Genomic DNA, 17,718 nt, shown 5'->3' on the forward strand with positions numbered 1-17,718 from the left:
TCACAATATAAAGAAGAGAGATCCTCAACTCGAAGTTCAATGACAGGATACCTATATTCACCTCACACATTTAAAACCAATTTGACCACACTACACTTACATGGATCTTCAAATAGCAGGGAAAGTCACCAAACTTTTAGACGAACAATCAGGACAAGGGAAAAATGGTCCCTGGAGAAAACGGGATTTCATTCTTGAGACCAAAGGCAAATATCCAAAACAGGTTTGTATTACACAGTGGGGAGATAATATCGACCAAAACAAAGTGAACGAAGGTGACGAGATCACGGCCTTTATTGACATTCAAAGCCGGGAGTACAAAGGAAACTGGTACACCGATGTAAAAGCCTGGAAGATCGAGCAAGGCGCCGGTGGCGGTGAAGTATCCGATCCACCCCCAAGTGCTCCGGGACTAACCCTGGACGGCAACCAAGACCTGGATGATGATCTGCCGTTTTAGAAAGAGCCTGATCAGGAACCGGATCTGAACGATAGATCTTAAAAAATAAAAAGAGTCACTCAGAACAAACTGAATGACTCTTTTTTTATGTAATGAGTTTAAATCGAGAACTGACTTAGTTTCTTCTCCAGTCAATATCAGTTTTCGGTTTGTTATCCAGGATCTCTTCGATCTTCTCCATGGCGGCATCATCCACCTTATCGACCAACTCTATGGCCTTCATGTTCTGTTCCACCTGCTTCACATTAGAAGCACCGGTGATGACCGTACTGACATTCGGGTTCTTCAGGCACCAGATCAGAGCAAGCTGTGGCATCGGAACCCCAAGATCGTCAGAAACTTTAGCCAGTTTCTCAACCTTGCGTAACTTCTCTTTTCCTTCCTCGGTTTCAAGCAATTGCTTGCGCAACCAACTGTATTTTTCCAGATCAAGCCGTGACCCTTCAGGAATTCCATCGTTGTATTTCCCGGTAAGCAATCCACTGGCCAGCGGACTCCAGATCGTCGTACCCAGTCCGATATCTTCATACAGGGCACTGAATTCTTTTTCTACCTTGTCCCGACGGAACATGTTGTACTCCGGTTGTTCCATCAGCGGTGGACGCAGGTGATTTTCTTTAGCAAAATCATAAGCTTTTCGAATTTGATCGGCACTCCACTCACTGGTTCCCCAGTACAGAGCCTTACCTTCATTGATCACCTGATTCATAGCCCACACGGTTTCCTCGATCGGAGTATGGATATCCGGACGGTGACAAAAGATCAGATCCACATAATCGGTCTGCATTCTTTGGAGAGCCGCCTCGGTTCCCTCTTTAATGTGCTTGAAAGAAAGTCCCTGATCATTCGGACCTTCCCCACCCCAAAAGATCTTGGTAGAAAGAACCATGTCAGATCGTTTCCAGCCTGCTTTCTGTATTACCTCTCCCATGATGGTCTCAGACTTTCCGTTCTCGTAAGCCTCGGCATTATCAAAAAAGTTAACTCCGGCATCGTAGGCCGTTTTCATTTGATTGTAGGCGAGGTCGGTGTCCACCTGCTCACCAAAAGTGACCCATGAGCCAAAAGAAAGAGCTGAAACTTTGAGTCCGGATCGTCCTAAAAATCTGTATTCCATTGTAATGCAATTAGTTTAGTGTTCATTTTTATTTCTGTTAATTTAACAGATGTGTCCCACAATGCGTTCTAAAAAATTGAATTAATAATATTCGAATCTGAAGAATAAGATTTTTATCTTTGGCGCCTCGCACGTAACAATTTCGTTTTACTGCGGACATATACAAAAAGGGCCCGTAGCTCAGTTGGTTAGAGCAGTCGACTCATAATCGATTGGTCGCAGGTTCAAGTCCTGCCGGGCCCACAATTATTGAGAGGGTGTAAAAACCCTCTCAATTCCCTTCTAAGCCAAAAAAAAGCCTACTTACTTACACAAAGTAAGCGAACGCAAAGGAATGAAAGTGTACACTTTCATTCCCCTACATTCCCAACTACTATGTACACTACTATGTACAATTTTGGGATGGCCGTTCGCAAAGGCTGCTGAATTTAGAGTTCGCTTACCGAACTTTAATTCAGAAGGCTCCTACTATGGCATTTCTTATCAAACGCGGCAAATACTACTATGTAAATTTTTACTCTGAAGAACTGGGTAAAAAGAATGTTCGAAAATCATTGGGCACCCGACACAAGGATGTTGCTCAGAAAATGGTAACCGAACTCGAAAAACTGGACTCATTAGGCAAGATCAATCCCTTCTCCAAAGGATTCAATCCCAAGAAGGTTTTGCAAAGAAAAACCAGTAATGAAACCACTGACTGCAACACGGTCAGTGAATCCATCGAATTATTTTACAAATCAAAAAATCACCTCTCTCCGGCAACCATTGGAGCCTACCAGCGAGCTTTAGATCATTTTGTTGAATTAAATGAGTTATCGGATGTACCCCCAACCAATGTTCTTAGCTACCATTTTGAAAATGTGATCTTCAAAAAAGGAATTACTTCAGCTACAAGGCACTACTATTTCCGACATTTCCGATCATGGTGGAAGTTTCTTCTGAAAAAGAACATTGTGGAGAAGGATTACTTTCCAATGCTTAAGCAGGATTTACCGAGAATTAGAGAAAATACCCGGCCAAAAATGATTTCTGAGGAAGAACTTGGAATTCTTTTTAAGAAATTTGATGAAGAGTTAGCCAGAAAGAAAGAATTACCCGAATTTGACCCAAATTTGGTTCAACACTGGTTCAAACCGATTGTGGCATTGTATTTCTATGGCGGACTCCGAAAACATGAAGCTGCTTATGATCCGGAGCTTTCCTACTCTGGACTGAAAGGAGAAAATCTGATCTATGAAGATGGAGAGCTTAGCTACATTTCACTTCCACCTACTAAAGGCAGAAAAGAACGGTTGATTCCAATCATCAATGAATTGAAAAAAGAACTGGATGCGCATTTAAAGGTTCGTGGTAAGATAAGTCCCAGTGACTATGTATTTATTTACACAGGTGGAAATACAAAAGGCCAACCGGTTCGCGGTATGAGAGTGTATCGGGAGTTTAAGCGCTACTGCAAAGAAGCTGGGATTCCAACCTCTCGAACTTTACATGGGATGAGACACCAAGCGGTTACTACCTGGATTGAAAAAGGTTTTCATACAGCTGAAGCGAGTTATATGGCTGGACATTCGAGCCAGAAAGTAACGGAAAAATACACCCATTTGACTGTGAAAAGACTTAAGGATAAAATGAAAGCTCTCTCCTGATTTATCAATTTTTTAATTTGACTCTGTACTATACTCCAGGTCTTATATTGGTATTGAATTATGTTTCGAATCAAAAAGAGGAAATATCATGCCATTTAAGAAAGGAGATGTTTATAAATGTCCAGATGAAAATTGTGGATGCGAGGTAACAGTAACTAAAGGAGCACCACCCAGTTGTGGTGGTAACCAAAACCCAACGTGCTGTTGTGGTAAAATTATGGAAAAGAAAGAATAATAATTAGTAATTAATGAGCCGGGTATTATGCCCGGCTTTTCTAAATAATTGATTGGTTTGTTGAACGTATAATAGAAGTCAGTGAAATGATGAGAGAAAACCAGAATGAAAAGTATCAAGGCATCACCACTTTCAAAATTGGTGAAGTAGCTCGCCGTGCAAAAGTTAATAAAGAAACCGTCCGTTACTACGAAAAACGCAGTCTCATTCCCATACCTGACCGAAGGCGTTCCGGTTACCGTATATTTACGCAGCGGCACATTGATCAAATTAAATTTATCAAACGGGCGCAAGAGTTGGGGTTTACACTGAGCGAAATCAAGGAACTGCTGGAACTACGAATTGATGAGGACACCACTTGTTCAGAGATCAAAAGTGAAGCGCAAGAAAAATACCAAGATGTGGTGGAAAAGATCGAAGACCTACAACGAATAAAGAATACCCTGGTAGATTTAATTGATTCTTGTGCTGGGGAAGGACCTAAAGGAGACTGTCCTATTTTAAAGGCTCTTGAAGGCGAAAATAAAAACATCCTTGGCAATAAGTGAATTTTTGAAAGTGTTGATTAGATATAGATTTATAACATAATTCGTTTACGATACTTTTGAGATAAGACAATAAATTTCGTTTAAAATTGGGTTAGACTCATAATTAGTTCAACAGAATATTTGAAATTTGTCTAATTATGGATTTTGTTTATCGAATTATGTTCCATCTTTCATGGATAGAATTAATTACATATACTTGAAACGTGAAAATTTCTTTAACATATCGCTTTATTGCATCGGTGCTCAGTCTGAGTATCCTGATTGGGGTTTCGGTTCCAACCGGACTTCATGCTATGTCAAATGAACTATGTGAAGAGTTGCAGGAAATGGGAATCCATATGCAGGCTCAAAGTGAACATGCTGAAGATTGCCCAATGACTGTTGAGTTTGCCGAAGTACCGGAACACCAACATCATACTGAAACCAATGAAGATCAAGATCTTGGTATTGTTTGTGCCTGCTCTGTTGAGGAATTATCAGTTAAGACCGAAGCTCCTTTATTTCAAAAAGTGAAAGTCAAGGTTCTGGCTGTAGTCCAGATAATTGCGGAAGATCACACGAACCAAACTGAATCCGACTATCACGCTATTCAAACTTCGGATTCCTATTCACAACCACCCATCTTTTTAGCCAACGAGTCCTTTCTGATTTAGGGATCGGTATATCTTTTCTCCCCTAAAGTCATTCCTGTAACGTCAGGAACCTTGATTCTTGTACTATCTATCTATTGTAAAAAATAGGCTTCAAGGTCTCAGATATCTATCGAGAGATGACCGCTTTTTTAATTGTACCGATTCATCAATAATAAACTCATGCTAAATAAAACCATCCGGTTTTTCCTGGAAAATAAACTTGTAGCTGTACTATTCTTGCTAGTCTTAGTAGGCTGGGGACTTGCAGTAGCTCCCTTTAATTGGAATCTTGACTTTCTTCCTCGGGATCGTGTTCCTGTGGATGCTATTCCCAACCTTGGGGAGAACCAACAGATCGTTTACACTGACTGGGAAGGACAATCACCTCAAGATATAGAAGACCAGGTCACCTATCCTCTAACCACTCAGTTGTTAACGGTACCGGGTATCAAAACCGTTCGAAGTAATTCCATGACAGGTCTTTCCATCATTTACATCATTTTCGAAGAAGACGTGGATTACTATTGGAGCCGCTCTCGCATCCTTGAAAAACTAAACTCGCTTCCTGCCGGCACTATCCCTCAAACTGCAAAGCCCGCCCTTGGTCCTGATGCTACCGGACTAGGACAGATATTTTGGTACACGCTGGAAGGCAGGGATCAAAGTGGAGAGCCAGCAGGTGGGTGGGACCCCCAGGAGTTACGGTCTATACAAGACTTTTATGTGAAATACGGACTATCAGGAGCTCAAGGTGTGGCAGAAGTCGCCTCCATTGGAGGGTACGTAAAAGAGTACCAGATCGACATCGACCCAAACAAACTAAAAACGTATGGGGTTACTCTGCCTGAAGTGATTGATGCGGTTCGGAAAACCAATGCCGAGACCGGTGCCCGAACTATTGAGATGAATAACGTGGAATATCTGGTTCGGGGAATTGGATATATAGAGAATCTGGAAGATTTGGAATCGGCAGTGGTTAAAGTAGTGGATAATACGCCCATTCGAATTCAGGACGTTGCCTTCGTAAGTATGGGGCCGGCTCCACGAAGAGGTGTACTGGATAAAGCCGGAGCAGAAGCCGTTGGTGGAGTAGTCGTAGCCCGGCAAGGTGCCAATCCCCAGCAGGTAATTGATAATATAAAAGCACAGATCAAAGAGATTTCTGCCGGTCTGCCTGTAAAAACCCTTGAAGACGGAACCGAATCTCAAGTCACCATTGTACCATTTTATGATCGCTCAACGCTGATCTCTGAAACCTTGGGGACGCTAGAAGAAGCCCTCACGCTTCAAATACTGATTACCATTATCGTGATCGTTATAATGGTACTGAATCTGCGAACTTCGGTGTTAATTTCTGCAATGCTCCCCATCGCTGTACTCATGACCTTCATTGCCATGAAGTATTTTGGTGTGGATGCTAACATTGTGGCCCTTTCCGGAATCGCTATTGCCATTGGTACCATTGTGGATATGGGAGTCATCCTTTCTGAGAATATGCTCCGGCATTTGGAAGAAATGGAGGAAGATGAATCACTTCTGGAAGTTATATACAATGCTACTGTTGAAGTAGCCGGGGCTGTATTGACGGCCATAACCACCACCATTGTGAGTTTTCTCCCGGTCTTTACGATGATCGCTGCCGAAGGCAAACTATTCAAACCATTGGCTTACACTAAAACCTTCGCGCTGATTGCTTCCATTATCATTACAATCACACTGATCCCACCCTTTGCCCATTGGTTCTTTGGGTTAAAGATCAACAATCGGAAATTGAAACTGAGCTGGAACGGTTTACTGGTGATCGGAGGATTCATTGCCATGTTGACTGTTTCAGGTTGGGGTGGTCTGTTGATCATGGGCTTCGGACTAATCAATGGCGGGGGATTCTTTTTAGGCGAAGAATATCACAAACGAATTCCAATTCTCAACAACGTACTTTCTGTAGTGGTAGTAACCTGGCTACTGACAGAATACTGGCTTCCTTTTGGGCCATCGGTCTCTTTTGCAGGTAATTTGTTTTTTATCGTTTTAGTGATCGCCCTTATTCTTGCCACCTTCTGGCTCATCATCAAATATTATCAACCCATTATTAGTTGGTGTCTGGATCATAAAAAGATTTTTCTAACCCTTCCATCCTTTTTCGTGATTTTTGGGGTGGTAATTTGGCTGGGCTTTGCAACTACCTTTGGATTTGTAGCCAAAAGCTTTAATACGGTCGGGGTTGATATAAGCGAAACATCCGTTTGGACTTCAGCGTCCGAAGCTTTTCCAGGACTGGGTGAAGAATTTATGCCCGCCCTGGATGAAGGAGCTTTCCTTTTAATGCCTACTACGATGCCTCACGCCGGTGTAGAAGAGGCAGAAGACGTGATGCGTAAAATAGACCTGTCTGTTAACTCCATACCGGAAGTTGAAATGGTTGTTGGAAAAATGGGCCGGGCTGAATCAGCTTTGGACCCGGCACCTATCTCCATGTTCGAAAATGTGATTCAATATAAATCGGAATACAAAACGGATGAAAATGGCCGACGGATGCGATTCGAGGTCAATGATTCAGGGGAGTTTGTAAGAGATGAAGATGGAGAACTGATTCCGGATGAAAACGGTGAGTATTTTCGCCAGTGGCGCGATCATATTCACTCCCCGGATGATATCTGGGATGAAATTGTAGCCGCCGCACGGATTCCCGGAACTACCTCGGCACCAAAACTTCAACCCATTGAAACACGATTGGTGATGCTGCAATCTGGCATGAGAGCCCCTATGGGTGTCAAAGTAAAGGGAAGTGATCTTCAAGAAATCGAAAATTTTGGTTTACAATTAGAAGATGTCCTGAAGAATGCTGAAGGCGTAAAAGCTTCATCGGTATTTGCGGAACGTATTGTTGGTAAACCCTATTTGGAAGTTCATTGGAACCGGGAACAGTTAGCCCGCTACGGGTTATCCGTTCAAGACGTGCAGCAATTTATGTCGATGGGTGTGGGTGGGATGGCAGTCTCAACCTCCGTTGAAGGGCGCGAGCGATACCCTATTCGTGTTCGTTTTGCCCGCGAGTTAAGAGATAACCCTGAGGCTTTAAATGAACTTTTGGTTCCCACCAAGACGGGTGTTCAAGTACCTCTTTCACAACTGGCTGAGATCAAATACCGCCAAGGACCACAAGCTATCAAAAGCGAAGATACGTTCCTGGTGGGTTATGTAATCTTCGATAAGTTAGATGGCTTTGCTGAAATTGAAGTGGTAGAAAATGCCAGACGTGCTATTGAAGAGAGTGTGAACTCCGGTAACATAGCGGTTCCCGCAGGTATCAATTTTGAATTCGCGGGCAACTATGAGAATCAGGTCCGAGCTGAGAAACGGCTAAGCGTTATTCTGCCTATTGCGCTAGTCATTATCTTCCTGATCATGTATTTCCAATTTCGGTCTGTGGCTACTACATCCATGATCTTCAGTAGCATTTTTGTGGCCTGGGCGGGGGGATTTCTACTTGTTTGGCTCTACGGTCAGGGATGGTTTCTGAATTTTGATCTATTTGGTCAAAATCTTCGGGATCTGTTTCAAATGGGAACCGTAAACTTAAGTGTGGCTGTGTGGGTGGGTTTCATCGCCTTATTTGGAATAGCGGCTGACGGAGGTGTAGTAATGGCAACCTATCTCGACCAATTGTTTGATCGCAAGAAGCCGAAGACATCGGCTGAATTACGAGAAGTGGTGATAGAGGCAAGTACACGCAGAATTCGTCCGACACTCATGACGACAGCTACCACCATCCTTGCTTTGTTACCCGTCCTAACATCCACTGGCAGAGGCTCGGATATTATGGTGCCTATGGCAATCCCGAGTGTAGGTGGCATGTTCCTGCAAATCATCACATTACTGGTTATACCGGTCCTTTATTACATGTGGAAAGAATTTAAAATGAAAAAAGAATTGTCATGAAAGAAGAAAATCGATTAAGGAACATTGAATATCCAATATTGAGCAGGATGGAAAGAAAGTCTTCAGCACTCTTTGCGAAACATCTGCACGCTCTGCTATTAATTGTATTACTTGGCATAATTGCACTGCCTTTTACCGTGCAAGCTCAAACTATTGCCGAATACCAACAACAAGCAGCTAAGAATAATCCCGAGTTGAAGGCTGAATATCAGCACTATCTATCAGCTCTTGAAGAAAGTCCTATTGTTGGTACTTTGCCCGATCCGGAAGTTGCTTTTGCCTATTTCATCAGTCCGATTGAAACCAGATTGGGACCACAACAAGCAAGGATTTCACTAACCCAAATGTTTCCCTGGTTTGGGAGCCTCTCAGATAAACGATCAATATCGGAATCGCAGGCTAAAGCACAATACGAAGTGTTTCAGGAGACCCGAAATCGACTGTTTTATCAAACCGAGAAAGCACTTATTGAACTTTATGAGTTGGACCAAAGCTTGGAGATTGCCAACGAAAACCTCGACATCCTAAACTCATTAGTGGAGATAAGTTTGAGCCGATATGAAACAGATCAGGCTTCGCAGGTGGATGTGTTACGGGCTCAAATCGAGCAAGAAGACCTGAAGACGCAAATTGCTTTGCTTGAAGACAATCGGAACGTGTTAATTCAAAAAGTGAATGAGCTTTTGAATGCTGAGCAAGAACGGGTGATCACCTTGCCGGATACGTTAATGCCTGAAATGAGTATAGAAAGCGAGCCGGAACTACTGAATAAATTGGTTCAACAAAACCCGGCATTAAATCGCCTTAGATACCAGAAGGACTCCGCCCATGAAATGAAAACGCTGGCAGCAAAAGACGGAAAGCCATCCTTTGGCGTAGGTCTGGATTATATCTTCACCGGAGAACGCTCAGATGTACCAACGCTAGCTGATAATGGTAAAGATGCCATCATGGCCAGAGCCAGTTTCAAAATTCCCCTGTTCCGAAATAAATACAATGCCAAGGTTCAACAAGCAGAGCTGAATATTCAATCAGTACAGTCGCAAATAACAGACAAAGAAAACAAGCTGGAAACAGATTTATCCTCTTCATTGAGGGACTATTATGATTCGCGGCGGCGGTTTGACTTGTATGACCAGAAGCAGATTCAACGGGTTAATCAGGCACTGAGCATTATGACACAGAACTATTCAACCGACAGTTCCAATTTTGAAGAAATTCTACGGATGCAGCGCAAGCTTTTGGGTTATCAACTCAACCGTATTCAGGCTTTGGTGGATATGCAGGTTTCATCGGCTTACATCGATTACCTGACGGGCAAACACAACATTAATCTACAATAAATAGACGTGTGATTTGAGCCATGAATAGTGAGAAAAACTAATCACTACTCTAATTTCACAACTCAATACTTACAACTATGAAAACAAAAAACATACTTATTTACTCTGGACTTATACTGGGTGGACTCTTACTCGGCTACCTCTTTTTCGGAGGGACTTCGGAACCACAAACACTTGAAGAGCATATATCAGAAACCCACACTGATGAGGAAGGCAATGTGGTTTATACGTGCAGTATGCATCCTCAGATAAGAGAAAGCGAGCCAGGAAATTGTCCAATTTGTGGCATGGAGTTAATTCCGGCCAATGATCTTGATGACAATGACTCAGAATCGCTCAACCCGAATGCTGTTACATTCTCGAAAGCCGCACTTGCGCTTGCTGAGGTTGAAACCACTCCGGTTAGAAAAGGAGTCCCAGTGGTTGAAACCCGGTTACCTGGCAAAGTGGCTGTAAATCAGAACTTGGTATCGAATGTGACGGCTCACTTCCCCGGTCGTGTTCGGGAGTTATATGTAGATTATACCGGTGATTACGTTCGTAAAGGGCAAAAACTGGTTTCTATTTATTCTTCGGAGTTAATTACGGCACAGAGTGAACTTTTGGAAACAGCCCGATTCAAAGAACAAAACCCTCGATTATATGAGTCTGCCCGGCGAAAGCTATTGCTTTGGGAATTTCCGGAAGAGACCATAAACCAGATTGAACAATCAGGAGAAGTGATGGAAGAGTTAGATTTTTTCTCACCAGTATCTGGCTATGTATCAGAGATCAATATCTCTCGGGAAGACCATATTCAGGAAGGTTCAATGCTATACCGGATCGCGAAGCTTTCTGAGGTATGGATTGAATTTGAGGCGTATGAATCGTCAGTCAATAATTTAAAAATCGGAGATAAAATTGATTTTACGGTGAGCTCCATTCCTGGGTATACCTATACCGGGGAAGTCAGCTTTATCCAGCCTTTTTTAAATGATAAATCTCGAACAGTAGAAATACGTATTACTGTGGATAATCCGAGAAATGAGATGAAACCCGGCATGTTTGCTGAAGGAGTTATTTCTTCTCAATCAGACCAAGAACAGCAACTTCTTGTCCCCCGAAGTGCCGTGCTATGGACCGGAGAAAGGTCCATTGTGTTTGTGGATGTTTCCACAGCTGAAACTCCTGCTTTTGAAGCAAGGGAAGTTGTATTAGGCAAAAGGGCTGGTAACGAATATGTAATTGAATCTGGACTGGAAGTTGGTGAGCGTGTGGTATCAAACGGCACATTTAAAGTGGACGCAGCCGCACAGCTTAGCGATAAACTCAGTATGATGAATAGAGAACCGGGCTCAGGAGCAAATCGTGGGGCACACGATCACGGTGCTATGGACATGAATAACGGTGATATGAATGAATCCACTATGGATACAACTGAAGATCATTCAAATCATGAAATGGTTAAAAGCCTTGAGGTAGTAGTACCCCAGTACTTGAAACTTCGGGAGGCACTGTCCAAAGATGATTTTGAAACGGCTAAAGAACATGTCCGAGTGTTCTCAACGGATACATTCAGTGATATTGAAGAGCTCAGAGCCGAGTTCAAATCCATTTCAGAAACGCTTATTTCACGAATTGAAGAAGAAGGATATGAAGGAGCACTGTTCAAGCAATATTGCCCTATGTACGGCGGAGGAAGTACCTGGATAAGTGACAAAGAAGATATTGAAAACCCCTTTTATGGATCTCAAATGCACAACTGCGGAGAAACAGTTGAGCAGATGAATTAATGTATAAATCAAAAACAGAGGTATCATGAAATTAGTAAAAGCATACATACGCCCCATGCTACTTGAAGAAGTGTATAAAGCGCTACGTTCTGAAGGCCATTGTTGCATAACGGTTTTCAGAGGAGAAGGAGCAGGTCAATATACCGATCCTGACTATGCCCATGGCTCTTTGCAATTCCCGGCGATGCACTCCAAAGTTGTGAAAATAGAAATAGCAGCGGTAGACGAAGATGTCAATTCTATTATTGAAATCATTCAACAAACTGCTTCAACAGGTTCGCGCGGAGATGGAATTATATTTGTCATGCCTATTGAGAATATGATTAGAATCAGGGATGGTGAGGAAGGACCTAAAGTAATAGAATAATAGGCTTACACTAAATAAACGGTAAGTATTAATCATCATTGTATAAGCTTACCCCTTAGATAAATGATATTTTAAGTAAAGCAAACATTAACAAAACCATAAGATTATGAAAAAGATAAAATCAATCGCACTGTTACTGGCAATAGGTTTAGGTCTAACTATAACTGCTGTGGCTCAGCAACAAAATATGGAGCAGAAAAAGCAGCAAATGATGACCATGATGCAGGACTCATCTATGCAATCCATGATGATGGATCATATGATGGAAAACCCGGAAATGCGTGCCAAGATGATGCAGAGAATGATGAAATCACAAAAGATGGATCATTCTGAAATGATGGAAAATATGCACTCCATGATGAACAATCCTGAAATGAAAGAACGCATGAAAAAGCATATGGAAATGATGCAATCTATGATGGATGGAGATATGGATCACGCTAAAATGATGAATATGATGGATTCGGGAATGAAAATGAAATCAGATTCTACCGATAATAAAGGTATGAACCATCATTAGTAAAATTAAATGGGGATGCACTTCAAAGTCATCCCCGAATTCTAAAACTTTAAATGATAGCACTATGCATGATTTTCAATTTTTTGGAGGTGGCTGGATGATGTTCTTCTGGTGGTTCTTACTAATTGTTTTGGTCATTGTCTTGGCAAGGCCGTTATTCAAGACAAATCAACAAGAATCTGATAATGAAACTCCACTTGAGATCCTTAAGCGAAGATATGCAGATGGAGAAATTGATCAAGAGGAATTCGAGAAGAGGAAAAAGGATCTGATGTGATCAAGTATTTAATAATACAATCATTATAGTTTCAAATTTATGAAAAGAAAACAATTTTTACGGAGGATAGGTTTTGGAACGGGTGCATTAGCCCTATCACCTTGGTTAACATCCTGCTTGACTTTTTCTGACGATGAGTTGAAGGGTTCTTTTAAAAACAGATTGCCTTTACCGGGTCAAATAACCGATCCTTCATTTAATTTATCTGCCTCTTCTGCAGAAATAGAGCTGCCAGAATCGCTAAGTCTGGCTGCTTTTCAATTTAATAACTCAGTTCCCGGTCCAACAATTCGCCATGTAAAGGGGCAGGAACTTGACATCAAGTTTACTAATAATATAGGTCAGGAAAGCATTATTCATTGGCATGGACTCATTGTTCCCCCCGAAATGGACGGGCATCCCATAGATGCTATATCAAGCGGTAGTTACAATTATCACTTCAAACTTGATCAAAGAGCCGGTACCTATTGGTATCATCCTCACCCTCACAGAATTACCGGAGAACAAGTTTATCGGGGGTTGGCAGGCTTTTTTATTATTGAAGATGAAGAGGAGAAAGCGCTCAACTTACCCGGTGGTAACTACGAGATACCTCTCGTTATTCAGGATCGGAGAGTTAACGAAAGAGGAGAGGTAATATATAATCCGTCTATGCCCGAACGGATGATGACCGGGTTTTTGGGAGATACAATCTTAATTAACGGAGCACCATCTCCTTACCATGAAGTTGAGCCGGGTGTGTATCGATTAAGAGTCCTAAATGGCTCAAATGCCCGAATTTATAATGTAGCGTTTCAAGATGATCTTTCCTTGATGGTCATCGGCACCGATGGAGGCCTTCTACCTGAAGCTATTGAGACGAATGAATTACTAATGGCCCCCGGGGAAAGAGCAGACATACTGATAGACTTCTCTGGATTGAAGAAAAATAGTATTAACCTTATCAGTAAACCATTTGATGTGCCTTCCGGCGGCGGTATGATGGGAATGCAAAATATGATGGGTAGCTCCGGTCCCGAACAAGGCACCGGTTTTGATCTTATGGAATTCAGGATTGATGGAGAATCTAAGCAAGAATCGATGGGCCTTCCCGGTCAGCTGTCTGAATCGACCTTTCCTGAAGCTTCATCTGCTGATCGCACCCGCTCCATTCGGTTGGACATGCAAATGATGAACGGCCATACCATTAATGGGCGTCAGTTTGAGATGGAGCGAATCGATGAACGTGTAGAGCAAGGAAGTACTGAAATTTGGGAGTTTATCAATAACTCAAACGTACCTCACCCCATGCACGTGCATGCCGTTCAGTTTAAAGTTCTTGATAGAAGTGGAAACAGGGGATTAACACCTACCGAAACAGGCTGGAAGGACACGGTACTTGTCATGCCCGGCGAGACTGTTAGGGTTATCATGAATTTCAATGCGCCAAAAGGCCTGTACGTTTTTCACTGCCATAACCTGGAACACGAAGACAACGGAATGATGGCTAATCTGGAGATTATATAACCTTTTGGACACAACAATTAATTTCTGAACTCAATTATTTAAAACTTTGGATAACTAATTATGGAATCCTTACTAACTCCTGAATGGGCCCCCAACATTCATCCACTGATCGTTCATTTTCCCATTGCGCTATTAGTGACGGCTGCATTGGCTAATTTTGTATCCCTTTTTATTCAAGAAAAATGGTGGGATGAAACAAAGAATACCATCCTTTATGTAGCAGGAGCACTTTTCGCCGGTGTCACCTATTACAGTGGTACATTAGCTGCAGATAGCGTCTTTTTACCTACAGAAGCTCAATCTGTATTAAGTGAACATGCTGACTGGGCAGAGTATCTACTATGGTTCTTTGTAATATACGCTCTATTGAGAATCGCCTTTCATTGGTTTGATCTTTTTGAAAAGAAAGCATTTAAAATCATTGCATTCATAACAGTACTCCCTGGATTATTTATGGTATATGAAACGGCTGAGTATGGTGGTAAAATGGTATATGGATATGGAGCCGGAACCGGTCAATTATTACAACAAGAAGAACCAGCCCCATCTGAAGTCACCGACAGTACTACTGTTCCATCCTCTTTTATTACTAAAGATAATGGAGACTGGACCTGGGAGATCAACTCAAATTCAGTAAGTGACCTGATCACTAATTTTCACTGGGTGAACGGTTCTTTACAGGCATTAAAGCAAACTATCATTTCAAGTGGCAATCCGCTACTACAGCTTCAGGCTTCCGGGCAAGCAAATCTATTTGTAACCCATCAATCATACCAAAACATACAAGTTGATTACTACCTCAATCTGGATGATTTAGATGGAGAAATAGAACTCATTCATCACCTGCAGGATGCCGATAACTATGATTTTGTTTCACTGAATTCGGATGGGATTATTCGTCAAGGCAGAATCCAAAACGGGGAAACAACCATTTTCGAAGAAGGCACCTATGAAACCGAGGGTCTGTTATTTCTACGTGTAGTGGCAGATGAGACGCACTTTCGCGGATATATTAACAGAGAGATGAAAGTTCACGGCCACGGAGATGCTCCGAAAAGCGGAAGCGTGGGGCTAAAAATACAAGGCCAGGGATCCGTGCTCATATCTAAAATTGAAATGACGCAACTCTAAAAAGCTATGTCAATGAAATCACTTATTAAAATATTTACTGTTCTTGTTTTCTTATCGGGAACGGTGATGGCTCAAACAAATCAAAAAGAAACCAAGGTTTTAGAAACACTTGACACCTTTAAAACCGCCATTATTGATAATGATTCTGAGGCCGCATCGAAAGTAATGGCTGATGATGCCTTGATACTGGAAGGCAGCGGAATGGAAACGAAGGAAGAATATCTTTCCCATCACTTTCACTCTGATGGTAAATTTTTGAGTGCCATTAACCGTAAAATACTAACTCAAAAAATCAGTATTGAAGGGAATACAGCATGGGTAAGCACGGTTAGCTCAATGAAAGGAACGTATTCTGAGAGAAAAATTGACCTGACCTCACTTGAACTGGCTGTATTGAAAAAAGCAGGTTCGGATTGGAAAATCGCAGCCATTCACTGGTCATCCCGATAAGCAACAAACGATTTAATGAAAACGGAGTAAAACATGAACCACGAACATCACAATCACGAAGACCATAACCACAATGGTCACCAAAATAAAGAGCATAACCACGATCAGAAACACAATCAGGATCACGGTGGGCATGAAGGGCACTCCCATCATGAGCATCACAAAATGATGGTTCAGGACTTTAAATTTCGATTTTGGTGGGTGCTTGCACTCACGATTCCGATCATGGCCCTATCACCCATGATTCAGGATTTTCTGGGTGTGGATTGGAGATTCACCGGTGACAGCTGGATTTTAGCTGCGTTATCAACCGTCGTTTACTTCTTTGGCGGATGGCCATTTCTCACCGGTCTGATTGATGAGCTCAAGAAAAAGCAGCCGGGGATGATGACGCTCATCGGCCTTGCTATTTCTATCGCCTATCTCTATAGCACGGCTGTGGTCTTTGGCTTTGAAGGCGACCTGCTCTACTGGGAGCTTTCAACCCTGGTCGGAATCATGCTGCTGGGGCATTGGATAGAAATGCGTTCTGTGATGAGCGCCTCGTCAGCGTTGGAAGAGTTAGCTGCTTTGATACCGGGTGAAGCCCATCGTGTACATGAGGATGGATCAACGGAAGACATCCCTGTGGAAGAATTACAACAGGGTGACAAAGTCCTCATCAAGCCGGGAGAAAAAATTCCGGCAGATGGAATTGTGGTTAAAGGTGAGTCCAGTGTGAATGAAGCCATGCTTACCGGAGAATCCAAGCCGGTTAGTAAACAAAAAGATGATGAGGTAATTGGCGGTTCTGTAAATGAAAAAGGCTCTCTTACTATACAAATTTCTAAAACCGGGGACGATTCATTCTTATCTCAGGTTATTAACCTGGTAAGAGAAGCTCAGGAAAGTAAGTCTCGTACACAGGATTTAGCCAATCGGGCTGCTTTTTGGTTGACCATCGTTGCTATTACAGCCGGCCTGATAACCTTTGGAGCCTGGATCTTTTTTACGGGACAAAGCTTTGACTTTGCGATGAACCGAACCGTAGCGGTCATGGTGATTACCTGTCCACACGCGTTAGGTCTGGCCATTCCATTGGTGGTTTCCCGCTCAACCAGTATTGCTGCGACCAATGGATTTCTTATACGCAATCGGTCTGCTTTTGAGCAGGCAAGAAACTTGGATTCCATTATCTTCGATAAAACCGGTACGCTAACCGAAGGAACCTTTACGGTAACCAATATTCTGAATTTTGGGGATGATCACTCCGATGAAGAGATACTTAAATATGCAGCTTCGCTGGAGAAAAACTCTGAACATCCACTTGCAAAAGGAATCCTCGAAAAAGCCGGCGAAACCTGGGAGCCGGATGAGTTTAATTCCATTACCGGAATGGGAATTGAAGGCAAGGTAAATGGAAAGTCAGTGAAAGTAGTAAGCCCCGGATATGTTCGGGAGCAGGAAATGGAATACCCAACAGCTGAAGTTGAAAAAGTATCATCCCAGGGAAAAACGGTCGTTTTTGTGATCATTGAAGATCAATTGACCGGAGCCATTGCTTTGGGAGATCAAATTCGAGAGTCGTCTAAGAATGCGATTCATGCACTGCACAAGATGGGTATTGAGTGCATCATGCTGACGGGCGATAATCAACAAACGGCCGATTATGTAGCTGGAGAACTAGGCATTGATCAGGTGTTTGCTGAAGTACTTCCGGATGAAAAAGCCGATAAGGTGAAGGAGGTTCAGGGGCAAGGAAAACTTGTGGCCATGACCGGAGACGGCGTCAACGA

At 42.5% G+C, this 17,718-nt stretch carries 16 protein-coding genes and 1 tRNA gene; 16 read left to right on the forward strand and 1 reads right to left on the reverse strand.

Going from position 1 to position 17,718, the window contains the following annotated elements; genetic code table 11:
* Positions 1 to 100: 100 nt before the first annotated feature.
* Positions 101 to 460 carry a DUF3127 domain-containing protein gene (locus C3B73_RS09365; RefSeq protein WP_103665337.1) on the forward strand — a complete coding sequence of 120 codons (360 nt, stop codon included), beginning with the start codon at positions 101 to 103 and terminating at the stop codon, positions 458 to 460.
* 115 nt (positions 461 to 575) lie between these two features.
* Here the strand turns inward: C3B73_RS09365 and C3B73_RS09370 are convergent, their stop codons facing one another.
* A complete protein-coding gene (locus C3B73_RS09370) occupies positions 576 to 1,577 on the reverse strand; it encodes a potassium channel beta subunit family protein (protein ID WP_103665338.1) in 1,002 nt (333 codons plus the stop codon).
* 169 nt (positions 1,578 to 1,746) lie between these two features.
* Here C3B73_RS09370 and C3B73_RS09375 point away from each other — a divergent pair.
* The 15 genes from C3B73_RS09375 to C3B73_RS09440 form a co-directional block, all read left to right on the forward strand.
* Positions 1,747 to 1,820: transfer RNA gene (locus C3B73_RS09375), tRNA-Ile, on the forward strand.
* Positions 1,821 to 2,047: 227 nt separating this feature from the next.
* On the forward strand, positions 2,048 to 3,223 hold the full coding sequence (locus C3B73_RS09380; RefSeq protein WP_103665339.1) for a tyrosine-type recombinase/integrase: 1,176 nt from the start codon (positions 2,048 to 2,050) through the stop codon (positions 3,221 to 3,223).
* A gap of 88 nt (positions 3,224 to 3,311) precedes the next feature.
* The gene (locus tag C3B73_RS14090; protein ID WP_232803124.1) at positions 3,312 to 3,458 is read left to right on the forward strand and encodes a hypothetical protein; all 147 of its coding nucleotides are present in this window, start codon (positions 3,312 to 3,314) and stop codon (positions 3,456 to 3,458) included.
* A gap of 86 nt (positions 3,459 to 3,544) precedes the next feature.
* The gene (locus C3B73_RS09385) at positions 3,545 to 4,006 is read left to right on the forward strand and encodes a MerR family transcriptional regulator (protein ID WP_198597325.1); all 462 of its coding nucleotides are present in this window, start codon (positions 3,545 to 3,547) and stop codon (positions 4,004 to 4,006) included.
* A gap of 203 nt (positions 4,007 to 4,209) precedes the next feature.
* Positions 4,210 to 4,659, forward strand: coding sequence for a hypothetical protein (locus C3B73_RS09390; RefSeq protein ID WP_103665340.1), 450 nt, complete (start codon positions 4,210 to 4,212; stop codon positions 4,657 to 4,659).
* Between the two features lie 159 nt (positions 4,660 to 4,818).
* Positions 4,819 to 8,577 (forward strand): efflux RND transporter permease subunit, encoded by a 3,759-nt coding sequence (locus C3B73_RS09395; protein WP_103665341.1) that lies wholly within the window; start codon positions 4,819 to 4,821, stop codon positions 8,575 to 8,577.
* Positions 8,574 to 9,920, forward strand: a complete 1,347-nt coding sequence (locus C3B73_RS09400; protein WP_103665342.1) for a TolC family protein — start codon at positions 8,574 to 8,576, stop codon at positions 9,918 to 9,920. The genes C3B73_RS09395 and C3B73_RS09400 overlap by 4 nt, the downstream gene beginning before the upstream one ends.
* Positions 9,921 to 9,997: 77 nt before the next feature.
* On the forward strand, positions 9,998 to 11,692 hold the full coding sequence (locus C3B73_RS09405) for an efflux RND transporter periplasmic adaptor subunit (RefSeq protein ID WP_103665343.1): 1,695 nt from the start codon (positions 9,998 to 10,000) through the stop codon (positions 11,690 to 11,692).
* A gap of 25 nt (positions 11,693 to 11,717) precedes the next feature.
* Positions 11,718 to 12,059 (forward strand): P-II family nitrogen regulator, encoded by a 342-nt coding sequence (locus tag C3B73_RS09410; protein ID WP_103665344.1) that lies wholly within the window; start codon positions 11,718 to 11,720, stop codon positions 12,057 to 12,059.
* Between the two features lie 106 nt (positions 12,060 to 12,165).
* The gene (locus C3B73_RS09415) at positions 12,166 to 12,579 is read left to right on the forward strand and encodes a hypothetical protein (RefSeq protein ID WP_103665345.1); all 414 of its coding nucleotides are present in this window, start codon (positions 12,166 to 12,168) and stop codon (positions 12,577 to 12,579) included.
* Positions 12,580 to 12,643: 64 nt separating this feature from the next.
* Positions 12,644 to 12,856: an SHOCT domain-containing protein gene (locus tag C3B73_RS09420; RefSeq protein ID WP_103665346.1), complete on the forward strand. Its 213-nt coding sequence runs from the start codon at positions 12,644 to 12,646 to the stop codon at positions 12,854 to 12,856.
* Between the two features lie 117 nt (positions 12,857 to 12,973).
* The gene (locus C3B73_RS09425; protein WP_198597326.1) at positions 12,974 to 14,362 is read left to right on the forward strand and encodes a multicopper oxidase family protein; all 1,389 of its coding nucleotides are present in this window, start codon (positions 12,974 to 12,976) and stop codon (positions 14,360 to 14,362) included.
* 60 nt (positions 14,363 to 14,422) lie between these two features.
* Positions 14,423 to 15,493, forward strand: a complete 1,071-nt coding sequence (locus C3B73_RS09430; protein WP_103665348.1) for a DUF2231 domain-containing protein — start codon at positions 14,423 to 14,425, stop codon at positions 15,491 to 15,493.
* A 12-nt stretch (positions 15,494 to 15,505) separates the two neighbouring features.
* The gene (locus tag C3B73_RS09435; RefSeq protein WP_103665349.1) at positions 15,506 to 15,943 is read left to right on the forward strand and encodes a YybH family protein; all 438 of its coding nucleotides are present in this window, start codon (positions 15,506 to 15,508) and stop codon (positions 15,941 to 15,943) included.
* A gap of 33 nt (positions 15,944 to 15,976) precedes the next feature.
* Positions 15,977 to 17,718: heavy metal translocating P-type ATPase (locus C3B73_RS09440; RefSeq protein ID WP_103665350.1), on the forward strand; the 1,742-nt coding region annotated here is incomplete at its 3' end.

Source organism: Gracilimonas amylolytica (genome assembly GCF_002911695.1).
Lineage (GTDB): Bacteria > Bacteroidota > Rhodothermia > Balneolales > Balneolaceae > Gracilimonas > Gracilimonas amylolytica.